The 12,084-nt window shown below is 33.7% G+C and carries 12 protein-coding genes; 6 read left to right on the top strand and 6 right to left on the bottom strand.

All coding sequences use genetic code 11. The features are described 5' to 3' along the window. The 4 genes from sprC to ACZ0AH_RS00715 all read right to left on the bottom strand — a co-directional run bounded on the left by sprC (nt 1) and on the right by ACZ0AH_RS00715 (nt 3,919). Nucleotides 1-1,452 (bottom strand): gliding motility protein SprC, encoded by a 1,452-nt coding sequence (gene sprC / locus ACZ0AH_RS00730; RefSeq protein WP_463473986.1) that lies wholly within the window; start codon nt 1,450-1,452, stop codon nt 1-3. Beyond that, nucleotides 1,449-1,868, bottom strand: coding sequence for a hypothetical protein (locus ACZ0AH_RS00725; protein ID WP_463473985.1), 420 nt, complete (start codon nt 1,866-1,868; stop codon nt 1,449-1,451). The genes sprC and ACZ0AH_RS00725 overlap by 4 nt, the downstream gene beginning before the upstream one ends. Before the next feature lie 101 nt (nt 1,869-1,969). Beyond that, entirely contained in the window at nt 1,970-3,262 is a 1,293-nt protein-coding gene (locus ACZ0AH_RS00720) for a hypothetical protein (protein ID WP_463473984.1), read from the bottom strand. Nucleotides 3,263-3,466: 204 nt separating this feature from the next. Then, on the bottom strand, nt 3,467-3,919 hold the full coding sequence (locus tag ACZ0AH_RS00715) for a hypothetical protein (RefSeq protein WP_463473983.1): 453 nt from the start codon (nt 3,917-3,919) through the stop codon (nt 3,467-3,469). Nucleotides 3,920-4,352: 433 nt separating this feature from the next. On the opposite strand from ACZ0AH_RS00715, the gene ACZ0AH_RS00710 reads away from it, so the two are divergent. The 4 genes from ACZ0AH_RS00710 (at nt 4,353) to recA (ending at nt 7,746) form a co-directional block, all read left to right on the top strand. Further along, nucleotides 4,353-5,501, top strand: a complete 1,149-nt coding sequence (locus tag ACZ0AH_RS00710) for a DNA polymerase III subunit (protein ID WP_463473982.1) — start codon at nt 4,353-4,355, stop codon at nt 5,499-5,501. Nucleotides 5,502-5,508: 7 nt separating this feature from the next. Then, complete coding sequence (locus ACZ0AH_RS00705) at nt 5,509-5,892, top strand: DoxX family protein (RefSeq protein ID WP_463473981.1); 384 nt, start codon at nt 5,509-5,511, stop codon at nt 5,890-5,892. A gap of 163 nt (nt 5,893-6,055) precedes the next feature. After that, complete coding sequence (locus ACZ0AH_RS00700) at nt 6,056-6,565, top strand: acyl-CoA thioesterase (protein ID WP_463473980.1); 510 nt, start codon at nt 6,056-6,058, stop codon at nt 6,563-6,565. Between the two features lie 173 nt (nt 6,566-6,738). Then, nucleotides 6,739-7,746 (top strand): recombinase RecA, encoded by a 1,008-nt coding sequence (gene recA, locus ACZ0AH_RS00695; RefSeq protein WP_463478076.1) that lies wholly within the window; start codon nt 6,739-6,741, stop codon nt 7,744-7,746. Between the two features lie 565 nt (nt 7,747-8,311). Here the strand turns inward: recA and ACZ0AH_RS00690 are convergent. Then, a complete protein-coding gene (locus tag ACZ0AH_RS00690; protein ID WP_463473979.1) occupies nt 8,312-9,058 on the bottom strand; it encodes a lysophospholipid acyltransferase family protein in 747 nt (248 codons plus the stop codon). A 286-nt stretch (nt 9,059-9,344) separates the two neighbouring features. Between ACZ0AH_RS00690 and ACZ0AH_RS00685 the strand changes: the two genes are divergently transcribed. Continuing rightward, nucleotides 9,345-9,722, top strand: a complete 378-nt coding sequence (locus tag ACZ0AH_RS00685) for a GxxExxY protein (protein WP_463473978.1) — start codon at nt 9,345-9,347, stop codon at nt 9,720-9,722. Between the two features lie 194 nt (nt 9,723-9,916). Continuing rightward, nucleotides 9,917-10,891, top strand: a complete 975-nt coding sequence (trpS, locus tag ACZ0AH_RS00680) for a tryptophan--tRNA ligase (RefSeq protein WP_463473977.1) — start codon at nt 9,917-9,919, stop codon at nt 10,889-10,891. A 51-nt stretch (nt 10,892-10,942) separates the two neighbouring features. Here the strand turns inward: trpS and dprA are convergent, their stop codons facing one another. After that, a complete protein-coding gene (gene dprA / locus ACZ0AH_RS00675; protein WP_463473976.1) occupies nt 10,943-12,043 on the bottom strand; it encodes a DNA-processing protein DprA in 1,101 nt (366 codons plus the stop codon). Nucleotides 12,044-12,084 lie beyond the last annotated feature (41 nt).

Here is a 12,084-nt window from a genome sequence, read left to right as displayed (position 1 = left end):
TTATTTTATCACAGTTATTGATCCTTTTTTTTCACCTGTGTCGGATTGAATGACATAGTAATATACTGGATTTACATTTTTAAAATCTATTGCGGTTTGAGGCCAATCACCCTGGTAATTAACGACATCAAGAACCTTGTCTCCATTTGAACTAATGATTAAAACCTTAGTTGCATCATTTTTATAAATATCCGGAATGTTCCAATATGGGTTAACACCGCTTAACTTGATAATATTAGGAATAACATTTGTAACAGAATCAGCTTCAGAAGTAACCTTAAAACTAAATTCTTTAGTTGCAATACAAGTTCCTGCCTGAGAAATTTTTACTCTGTAATTCCCTTTGGTTGCAACCAAATAAGTAGCTGTTTCGGCACCTGTAATAAGATTATTATTTAAATACCACTCGTATTTTGGACTTGAAGCATTTGTTGTAACTGAAACGTTTAATGTTTCTCCGTCGCTCAGTTTGTATTCGTCCGGAACGTCTATACTTGCGTTAAAACCATTACCTTCAAGATTGATTGTTCCTGTAGCAGTACAAGATCCAAAGTTAACGTCTACTGTATAAACTCCAGGCTCGCTTGTAGTAATGCTGCGGGTAGTACCTCCTGTGACTAACACACCATCTTTTTTCCATAAATAACCTCCGCTTCCTGCAGTTGCTGTTAGAACTGTACCTGCTCCGTTGTCACAAAAAGGATTCCCTAAACTTGAATCTATAGTAACAGCAGAACCTGATGAAGTAGAAGTAACAATTACGTGATTAGAGGCAACATTGGTTTCAGAACATTCTCCGTAATCAACCTGACTGAAATATTCTCCTGTCGCATTTACAAGTAACGATGCAGAGCTTTGTCCTGCAATTAGAACATCATCTTTATACCATCTGTATTTTAAATTTGAATACGTTGCAGGCGAAGAACCTATAACATCAGGAGTATCATTATCTACAGTTAAAGTCATTGAACTTCCTGAACAAATAACGGCTGATGAATTCTTTTTATTGATAAAAAAACCGCTTTCGTAGTTTTTATAAAAAGCTGCGAAAGAGGTATTATTTATTGAATTTTTAAATCTTGGACTAATTGTACCCGTTGAACTTTTTACTCTGATACTATAATTATCTGCACCAGCCAGATCAGTAGGAAGAGAAAACTTAATACTTTGTTGTGTTGGCGAGATATTATTATCCGGGGCAATTTTTGTCGTAACTATAATAGTCGCGAAATTATCCTTAGAAAGTTCAATTACAAATGTAGTATTGGGTGGAAAATCAACATAAGTAAATGTTGCATTATATTCATTAAAACTTGGTCCCGCACACATTTTTTCCACACCATCTAATTGCTGAGGAACTATTGTCTGGGCACAGGAATTTGTTTTAGTACATAAAAAAATACTAAAAATAAGGATAAAACGAAATACTGATAGAGTAGTTTTTTGAATCATATAGTACGTGTTCGGGCTAAGTCTATACGCTCAAAAAACAAGATATCAATGAATGTTTCTGAAAAATCATATTTGTAGTTCTCAATAATATCTTTTGCAAGAAGTGAGTAAGAACCGGCAAGTAATGATGAATTTTCATCGCAGTTTGATGACTGACCATTCGTTTCAGGAATGATAGCAGAGCTTTCCTTGGGGATGGAAAGCCCTACTATATGCTGATTAGAATTATCTAATATACTGATGCTTTGATCAGCTATGTCATTCTTTTGGTTACATACATCATACGCAGCTGATTCGCAGTTAGAATCAATAGAATTTGTAGGTCTTTCTATTGCACTTTGCGCATACAAACTTAACGTAACAGGAGAAACCAAAAATATAATATATATAAAATATTTTTTTGTAGATAGAGCCATTATGTTTTGATCTTTATTTGGTCCGGTAAGACGAATACATAAATTGTGTCTGGGGACTTTATTAATAAAATTTACGCTTTGAAATAAAAATCGAAATCTATTTATCTATTGCTGCTAGAAGCTGTAATTTTTCCTAATTGCAATCTAAAATCTGGCTTCTTAGGGTTAAAAATATCAATGAATGTCTCTTTGTTATCACTTTGTGAATAAACGTTAAAGAAAACGCTGTTTCCGTACCAGTTCTCCAGATCTTCATTGTTTGAGTTGTACTCTGTAAAGATGTTTCCATTACATAAGTTAAAGTACATTTCCTCAAATTTGATTTTCTTAAGGTTGGCATCATTAATCTCTGTTTTGCTGTCTAATAAAACAGCAGGATTAAATCCGGAAATTACGCTGCGTTTCATTTCAAGTGAAGCAGTTTCAGCTACATAAACAGCTTCTTTTACAAGACCTGACTGAATATCAGCTTTAATGTTATCACTATCATTAAGCATTGTAATGTTTGTTGCAACAACTAAAGTTTGTTTTTTAGTAAAATCTGTTTCACTTTTCTTTTCGAAAGATTTTACTTCCATGCAACGAGAACCGTCTTTATTACTAGACAAATAAGAAGATCTTACTGCTAATGAATTGTATAAACGACATTGAACTCCCTGAGTAAATTTAAAGTCGTCGTTGATTGATTTATAAGAAACTAATTTAGTAGCATTTACATCACCTCCGTAAAAGGCAAATGCATCGCCACCAGAGTAGCTTACCATTACGTTTTCAAGAATTGTTTTGTTTCCAACACCTGCAATAGTTAAACCATTGAAAGTATCAACTCCTTTTACTTTTTTACCTGCAAATTCTATTCTCACAAATCTTAAGATTCCTGAATTTCCTGCAGCATTGTCACCACCATAAGTAGTAAGCGTAGGATCAAGATCTAAGTTATAAGAACCAACATTTCCAAATTTATTGATTGGAGCATCACCAAGAAGTACAACTCCACCCCAGTCTCCAGCTTTTTTCTGGCTGCGGTTAGATGTAAATACAATTGGGTCAGTTTCTAAACCGTCTGCTACAAGTTGCGCACCTTTTGTAACTACTAATGTTCCTTTTGTTTCGAAATCACCAATAATTAAAGTTCCAGGCTCAATTGTTAAAACAGCATTGTTAGTAACGTACACGTTACCTTGCAAAACATAAACATTCCTTTTTAGCAATTTAGTGTTAACAGAAATGTTTCCTGCTAAAATTTGGTTTGCTTCTCCATACTCTACTTTGTTAGGCTTAAATTCGGTCCAATTGTTTAACCAATTGTTGTAGCCCATAATACCTTTCTCTTGTTGAGCACTCATACTTGTAACTGTCAAAAGCACACAGATGATTTGAGTAATTTTTTTCATGATAAAGGGGTGTTATTAGGTTAATAATAAATTTGGGTATGCGTAATTTGGGTATGCGTAAATGAAAAAACTCATCTCGAATTTTCTGATAGTAGTCAGAACATATCGAGAACGAGTTAATTTTTATCTCTTTCCAAAATGTTACATAAAATCTAACTCATCTACGTAAACACTTTCAAAAAGGTTTTAAAAAATAATATTTTATTACATTTCGTTCAATTCGTTGAACTCGTGTAGTGATTTCAATGTGCTTTCGTAGAATAAAATTGCTGCGATCAGATTTCCTTTATCTGAATAAGGCATCATTTTTCTTTGAAATTCTACTGTTGTATCTAAGAAACTTGTTGTACCAACTGCCTGAGCATCCAATACTTTTTTGTGTTCAGAATCGTCCGGAATACCTAAGTCTGCCATTGTAACACCTGGTTTAGTAACCAATGCGATGTAAGGAAGGGTTTTCACTAAAACTTTAATACGCTCAATGTATAATTCCAAAAGTTCTCCTTTTTGCATACCACTCAATTCTTTTTGATCATGGTATTTACGAATAAGAGCTGTTGTGCTAATAATACTTCTTGGAGCATTTTTTGCCTGAGCTGAAATAGCTCCAGTTGTCAAGAAAAAAAGTGCACTTAATAAAATAATTTTCCCTTTCATAGATTCTAAATTATAATTGGTTGTTATGAAAACAAAAATATATAAATTAACTTAAATTGCAACTTTATTGATTTCTTTTTTCAAAAAAAATCCTTAAAAAAACCTTAAAATATACCCTTATGTCGGGAAAATATGCGTTTTAACGGGGTTTTTGTTAAAAATGTTAAAACTTGTACTGTAAGATATCCTTTATAAAAAAATATTTTTTCTTCTAATAAATAACCAAAAAAACCTTATGTTAGTCGGTTTTTCGAAAAAACTATTAACAAAAAAGTGTCGATATTTGCTCCTATTAGCCTCGTTATTAACAAAAGTTGGTTAACAAACGACAAAAATTTTAGTTAAAAACATTCTTAAAGTCACAAATAAAAAGTACGCAATAAACTTTCTTCCGAAAATTTTTGACTACATCATTTTCTTCTATCTTTGCTTCATGCAATTTTCACAAATTTTAGGTCAGGATTACATCAAAAGCCACTTGATAAAAAGTGCATCTTCCGGACGAATTCCGCATGCACAATTATTCATTGGGCCAGAAGGAAGTGGCACATTATCAACAGCTATTGCCTACGCGCAATACATTTTGTGCAGCAATACCGGAAACGAAAACTCAAACGGAAATGATTCCTGCAATTTGAAGTTTCAAAACCTTTCGCATCCCGATTTGCATTTTATTTACCCAACCGTAACCACCGAAGATGTAAAAACAAAACCAAAGAGTTTAGATTTTATTCAGGATTGGCGCACCTTTATTCAGGAAATGCCTTACGGAGGATTATTTGACTGGTATAAAATGCTGGGTGTTCAGAACAAACAGGGAGAAATTCGTGTCGAAGATGCGCAGGAAGTTTTAAAATCACTTTCGCTAAAAGCATACGAAGGCGGTTATAAAATTATGATTATCTGGATGGCCGATAAAATGAATATCGCAGCATCCAATAAGCTTTTGAAACTATTGGAAGAACCATCGGATAAAACCATTTTTATTCTGATTTCTGAAAATGAAGAAGACATTATACAAACCATACGTTCTCGTTGTCAGGTAATTCACTTTAATGGTTTACCCGAAAAAGTAATCGCCGAAGCTTTGGTTTCTAAAGAAAATATAGATCCAAACTTAGCTAAAAAAATTGCACATCAGGCTCAGGGAAATTTCAATAAGGCGCTTTCGTTATTAAAAGAAGATGATTCAGAATATCCTTTTGAACAATGGTTTGTCAATTGGGTTCGCGCCGCTTTTAGGGCAAAAGGAAATGCCGCAGCAATTCAGGATTTAATTTCCTGGAGTGAAGAAATTGCGGGACTTGGCCGCGAAAGCCAGAAAAAATTCATTCAGTTTTGTATCGAAATGTTCCGTCAGGCGCTTTTGCTAAATTATGAAGCTCCGAGCTTAGTTTATATCGAACCAAAAGTCGACAAATTTAAACTCGAAAATTTTGCGCCTTTTGTAAACGGAAATAATATTCACGATATTTTCAAAGAACTTTCTGATGCGATGTATCACATTGAAAGAAATGGAAATGCAAAAATAATTTTAACTGATTTATCTATAAAACTGACTCGTTTAATTCATAAAAAATAGTTTTCAAATGAATAATGTTGCCTCTATTTTAATATTAGCATTTTTAGCCTTAACGTTCTTACAATCAGGATACGAAAAAATATTTTATTGGAAAGATAATGTGGAATGGCTTAAAGGTCATTTTGCAAAAACACCCTTAAAAAACCAAGTTCCGCTTGCTTTGCTTCACCTTTTAATCTTAGAATTAATTTCGGGAGTTTTATGCGTAGTTGGTGCCATACAATTGGCAACAAACAGCGGTCGTGAATTTGGCTTTTACGGAGCCATTTTTTCTTGCATTACTTTGTTAATGATGCTTTTCGGACAGCGATTAGCCAAAGATTACGATGGTGCGAGAACTATTGTTATCTATTTTATTCCGGCTGTAATGGCGGTTTATTGGCTGAATTAACCAGTCACAATTTTAAAGATTAAATCTAAGGATTAAAAAATAAATAGCCACAAATTTCAGAGATTCGAACAGGTTTTTTCCGAATCATTTTAATCTCTGAAATCTATGGCAAAAAATAAAATTGTTCGCTATAGCGGACAGCAATTAAATTTTTACACAAAAAATGAATCCAAAACACCCTTCAGAATCTCTAACTATTTTAACCGATTTAGTTTTACCGAGCGAAACAAATCCTTTAAATAACCTTTTTGGCGGCGAACTTTTAGCCCGTATGGACCGCGCAGCAAGTATTGCAGCCCGCAGACATTCACGCCGAATTGTAGTGACAGCTTCTGTAAATCACGTGGCTTTTAACAGGGCAATTTCTTTGGGAAGTGTTGTAACTGTTGAAGCAAAAGTATCAAGATCTTTCAAAAGTTCTATGGAAGTTTTTATCGATGTCTGGGTAGAAGACCGCGAATCCGGAAACAGAACGAAAGCAAACGAAGCAATTTACACTTTTGTAGCCGTTGACGATACCGGAAGACCTGTTGAAGTGCCGGCAATTATACCGGAAACAGATCTTGAAATTCAGCGTTTTGATGCCGCTTTACGTCGTAAACAATTGAGTTTGCTGCTTGCCGGAAAAATAAAACCATCTGAAGCAACAGAATTAAAGGCTTTGTTTTTGTAGTACAATTTGTGACAATTTATAACAATTTGAGACAATCAAACTTGAAAAAAAAGAACTAATTTTACAAAATTATACGCCCATAGAAATCAAAGTCAGGAAGTTATTTCGTTTTCTGATTTATGCTTGAAAGAGAAAAAAGAAAAATTTAGATGAAAGAAAAAGAAAAAAAAGAGATGAGTTCAGAGAAAGATGCCAAATTAAAAGCGTTACAGCTTACGCTTGACAAATTAGATAAGACATACGGAAAAGGAACCGTAATGAAAATGGGCGACAAAGCCATTGTAGAAGTTGAAACTATTTCTTCAGGTTCTCTTGGTGTTGATTTAGCGCTGGGTGTAAACGGATATCCAAGAGGTAGAATTATCGAAATATATGGTCCGGAATCTTCTGGTAAAACAACATTAACATTACATGCAATTGCAGAAGCTCAAAAAGCAGGCGGAATTGCAGCTTTTATAGATGCTGAGCACGCTTTTGATAGAAATTATGCTGAGAAATTAGGCGTAGATATCGAAAACCTGATCATTTCTCAACCAGATAACGGGGAACAAGCTTTAGAAATTGCTGAGAACTTAATTCGTTCAGGAGCAATTGATATTGTGGTAATTGACTCTGTTGCTGCGTTAACTCCAAAAAGTGAGATTGAAGGTGAAATGGGAGATTCTAAAATGGGTCTTCACGCACGTTTGATGTCTCAGGCTTTGAGAAAATTAACAGGAACTATCAGTAAAACAAATTGTACTGTTTTCTTCATCAACCAGTTGAGAGAGAAAATTGGTGTAATGTTTGGAAATCCTGAAACTACAACGGGTGGTAACGCCTTAAAATTCTATGCTTCTGTACGTTTAGATATTCGTCGTTCTTCTCAAATTAAAGATGGTGAGAACGTTATCGGAAACAGAACTAAAGTAAAAGTGGTTAAAAACAAAGTGGCTCCGCCTTTTAAAACTGCCGAATTCGACATTATGTACGGAGAAGGAGTTTCTAAAACCGGAGAAATTCTTGACTTAGCGGTTGAATTTGAAATCGTTAAAAAAGCAGGATCATGGTTTAGCTACGGAGATACAAAATTAGGACAAGGTCGTGATGCCGTAAAAGCTTTAATAAAAGATAATCCGGAATTAGCTGACGAATTAGAAGTAAAAATTAAAGCACATATCAAGGAATTGGCAGGAGCTTAAATGATTAAAAGTCAGTAAATTACTAACTTTACAATTCAGACCCGACAGATTTAAAATTTGTCGGGTTTTTTATTTTCAAAAAAAAATAAAAATCGACGCAACCATTTTAAAACAATCCCATCTTATAATAGACGTAAGACTTGTAGGTATTGGCCATAATACCCAATTCGGAGTTTTTTTAGAATAAATTTGGTTGGTTATTACAATAAAAATCCGTTAGCTAAGATTGGGTGCTAGCGGGTTTTTATTATTTTTTACAGATTTTTTTTACGCTAAACGCAACCTTTTCTGTTTTTATCCCTCTATACTAATATGACATTAACCTGAGTTTAATAAACTCTTTATTATCAACCTTAAATATTTTTAACCATGAAAGAGAAAATAGAAGTGTTGTTGAATAAAAACCGTAGAAAAACCAAATTAAAATTTAAAAAAGTATTACGATTTATTTCTGAAAAAATAATTCACAGATAATATTTTTGAATATAAAAAGGGGGTTTTTAATTCAAAAGAAAACCCGACAGATTTTAGAAATTTGCCGGGTCTTTTTTTATATAATTGTATTTTATTTTTCTTTATTGAATTCGATCAAACCATTATAAATCAATTGTCTGACTTCATCACGAAGCTCTTTTCTGTTTTCGCTTCCAAGTCCTTTTGTCTCAATAAATGGTAATACTTTAGTTCTCATTTTTCCAGGACTTCCGCTCATAAAAGTATACGAGAAACGCTCTTTGTTATCGGCAAAAACAACCGGAACAATCGGAATTTGATGTTCTATTGCTAATCTAAAAGCGCCGTCTTTAAACTCATCCAGCAAAATAGTTTCATCGTCCGGAACTCCTCCTTCAGGAAAAATACAAATACTAAGTCCTTGATTAAGTCTGTCTTGTGCTCTTTTAAAGACATCGTTTTTACTTTTAGAAGAATTTCTGTCGACCAAAATACAAGTTCTTTTATAGAAAAATCCAAACAGCGGAATCTTAGAAAGTTCTTTCTTTCCAACAAAAACAAAAGGATTTCTAACAATTGCCAACATCAGCATAATGTCAGTCATTGAAGTATGATTAGCAACAATCATATAGCTTTTTTTCTTTTCAAGCTTTTGCTGACGTTCAACTTTATAATAAAAACCCATCCCAAAAAGGATAAATTTAGCCCAAATGCGGGCCATTTTAAAGAAATAGGGATAACCACTCTCAGATATAATAGAAATCAGCAGAAATGGCAGCATAATCAATATCGGAATGGCCATTAAGATATAAAACCAAATACGCCATAAAACCCAAAAAACAATTTTAATTCCTTTCATGGTTTCAAATGTAATAAAACAGAAGTGAATTTTACAAAAAAGAATTAGTCGTGTTGGTAAAATCACTTTTTTTTAATTGCAATGGGGGTTACTTGATGTTTTTTTAACGCAGAGAAAGCAAAGTTTTTTCGCAAAGTTTGCAAAGTAATTTTTAGGAAGACTTTAAAGTTCACTAAGCTTTGTTTTATACTTTATATAGTTTTCAAACAGCAAAAAAAATAGGCGCAGCAGAAATCGTGGCAAATTTTATAAGAAAAAATTTATTAAATTTGTTGTTTTTTTAATTATGACAGAAAACGAAATCTCAAATATTGTTATTGGACTTGCTATTGGAATTCATAAAGTACTTGGTCCGGGTTTATTGGAGAATGTTTATCAGGAATGTCTATTTTATAAAATTAAACAACGTGGACTTTTTGTAGAAAAGGAAAAAGCAATGCCTCTAATTTTTGAAGAAGTAAAACTAGATTGTGGTTATCGGATTGATTTGATAGTAGAAAATAAATTCATAATTGAAATAAAAAGTGTCGAATCACTTACGGTGAATCACTTAGCTCAAACCTTAACTTATTTAAAACTTGGAAATTATAAACTAGGTCTTCTAATAAATTTCAACGAAGTTTTATTAAAAAACGGAATCAGGAGAGTTGTAAATAATTTATAAACAAAGCTTTGTGAACTTCAAAAACCTTTATTAAAGACTTTGCAAACTTTGCGAAAAAACTTTGCTTTCTCTGCGGTAAAAATTATCATACAAGAAAAACTTATTGATTCTACGTCATAAAATTTGCAGTCAAAAAAATTACAGACTTTGAGGTAAAAAAACGAACTTTGCGTTTAGTAACAAGAAAAAATAGAATGGCAAAAATACTTACTGGTGTTCAGAGTACTGGAACGCCACACTTAGGCAATTTATTGGGCGCAATTATTCCGGCAATTGAGTTATCGAATAATCCGGCAAACGAATCTTTTTTGTTTATCGCTGATTTACATTCGATTACACAAATTAAAGATGGCAAAACATTAAGAGAAAACACATACAGCACGGCAGCCGCCTGGCTTGCATGTGGTCTAAATCCTGATAAAGTTACGTTTTACAGACAATCTGATGTGACTCAAACTGCTGAATTGACCTGGTATTTAAGCTGTTTTTTTCCGTTTCAGCGTTTGACTCTGGCACATTCTTTCAAAGATAAATCAGATCGTTTAGACGATGTTAACGCCGGACTTTTTACGTATCCGATGTTAATGGCGGCAGATATTTTATTGTATGATGCTGAATTTGTTCCGGTTGGGAAAGACCAATTGCAGCATGTTGAAATTACCCGTGATGTCGCTTCTCGTTTTAATCACCAAATGGGTGAAACATTTGTAATTCCTCAAGCTAAAATTCAGGAAGACAGCATGTTGATTCCCGGAACAAATGGGGGAAAAATGAGTAAATCGGCCAATAATATTATCAATATTTTCCTGGATGATAAAACGCTTCGCAAGCAGGTTATGAGTATCGAAACGGATAGTACGCCACTTGAAGAACCAAAAAATCCGGACACTTGCAATGCATTTGCGATTTATTCGCTTTTAGCAAATGAAGCTCAGATTGCCGAAATGAGAGCCAATTATTTAGGCGGAAATTACGGTTACGGTCACGCCAAACAAGCTTTGTTTGAATTGATTACAGAAAAATTTAAAAACGAAAGAGAAAAATACAATTACTACATCAACAATCTTGAAGAAGTTGATGCACTTTTGAAAAAAGGTGCTGCAAAAGCTTCAATTGTTGCCAATGGTGTTTTAGCAAAAGTTCGAGAAGTTCTTGGATTTGAGAAATAGATATTCCAAACCCGACAGGTTTTAAAAAACCTGTCGGATTTACTATTCAAATCAAATCGCTTCAAATAATTTCCCCGGCAAGGGCCTAATAACGCCTTTAAGTTCCATATTTAAAAGAGTTCCCGATATTTTATAAATTGGAAAATCGCATTTTAGCGCAATAGAATCCAATAATTCTTTTCCGTTTTTTAGGAGAAAATCATATACTTTTTGCTCATCCGGTTCCAGCTCTACAAAGAGTTGTTTCTGTACCGGTTTCGGCTTACTTTGAACATCCCAATTCAGAATATAAATTAAATCTGCGGCACTTGTCAGGAGGTTTGCTTTTTGCGTTTTAATCAAATTATTACAGCCTTGACTGTATTTATCTGTCACGCGGCCAGGAACGGCAAAAACATCACGGTTATAATCATTGGCAAGGTTTGCCGTAATCAGTGATCCGCCTTTATCTGCAGATTCTATGACAATTGTGGCTTCGGTCATCCCGGCGACAATACGGTTTCTGCGTACAAAATTCTCTTTATCCGGATTTGAAGAACTCCAAAACTCGGTTATAAAACCGCCATTTTCTTCCATTTTTGCAACATATTTTTTGTGCGCTTTTGGATAAAACTGATTTAAACCATGCGCCAAAACTCCAATTGTCTGCAAGTTATTTTCTATTGCTAATTGATGCGCAACAATATCAACTCCATACGCAAAACCACTCACAATAACGGGATCGAGCGGCGCCAAGTCTTCTATTAGTTTTTTGCAGAACTCGGTTCCGTACGAAGTAATCTGTCGTGTTCCAACAATGCTGATTACTTTTTTGTTTTTTAAATTTATATTTCCCGAAGAAAAAATCAAAACAGGCGAATCTATGCAATGTTTGAGTCGTTCGGGATAATTTTCATCCTGAAAAAAGGAAACATTTATACCATCAGATTTTATAAATTCAAGTTCCTGATTTGCCTTTTCAAAAATGGTTTTGTCCTGAATATTTTTCAATAAAGCAGATCCAACTCCATCAATTGCAGCTAATTGGTTTGTTTTAGTTTTAAAAATAGCTTCGGCATTACAACAATGTTTCAAGAGTTTTTTAGCCATAATATCTCCAACTCCATCCACTTTTAATAAAGCTAATAAATAAAATAATTCCTGCTCTGACATTGTGCTAAAAATATTATGTAAAATAGAATAAAAAATTCCAA

It is taken from the genome of Flavobacterium sp. AC105, from assembly GCF_979258495.1.
This window is presented reverse-complemented; position numbering and strand designations above follow the sequence as displayed.

Bases quoted from the DNA above. Each gene is read 5' to 3' on its own strand.
- sprC (WP_463473986.1), bottom strand. From the start codon at position 1,452: ATGATTCAAAAAACTACTCTATCAGTATTTCGTTTTATCCTTATTTTT.
- ACZ0AH_RS00725 (WP_463473985.1), bottom strand. From the start codon at position 1,868: ATGGCTCTATCTACAAAAAAATATTTTATATATATTATATTTTTGGTT.
- ACZ0AH_RS00720 (WP_463473984.1), bottom strand. From the start codon at position 3,262: ATGAAAAAAATTACTCAAATCATCTGTGTGCTTTTGACAGTTACAAGT.
- ACZ0AH_RS00715 (WP_463473983.1), bottom strand. From the start codon at position 3,919: ATGAAAGGGAAAATTATTTTATTAAGTGCACTTTTTTTCTTGACAACT.
- ACZ0AH_RS00710 (WP_463473982.1), top strand. From the start codon at position 4,353: ATGCAATTTTCACAAATTTTAGGTCAGGATTACATCAAAAGCCACTTG.
- ACZ0AH_RS00705 (WP_463473981.1), top strand. From the start codon at position 5,509: ATGAATAATGTTGCCTCTATTTTAATATTAGCATTTTTAGCCTTAACG.
- ACZ0AH_RS00700 (WP_463473980.1), top strand. From the start codon at position 6,056: ATGAATCCAAAACACCCTTCAGAATCTCTAACTATTTTAACCGATTTA.
- recA (WP_463478076.1), top strand. From the start codon at position 6,739: ATGAGTTCAGAGAAAGATGCCAAATTAAAAGCGTTACAGCTTACGCTT.
- ACZ0AH_RS00690 (WP_463473979.1), bottom strand. From the start codon at position 9,058: ATGAAAGGAATTAAAATTGTTTTTTGGGTTTTATGGCGTATTTGGTTT.
- ACZ0AH_RS00685 (WP_463473978.1), top strand. From the start codon at position 9,345: ATGACAGAAAACGAAATCTCAAATATTGTTATTGGACTTGCTATTGGA.
- trpS (WP_463473977.1), top strand. From the start codon at position 9,917: ATGGCAAAAATACTTACTGGTGTTCAGAGTACTGGAACGCCACACTTA.
- dprA (WP_463473976.1), bottom strand. From the start codon at position 12,043: ATGTCAGAGCAGGAATTATTTTATTTATTAGCTTTATTAAAAGTGGAT.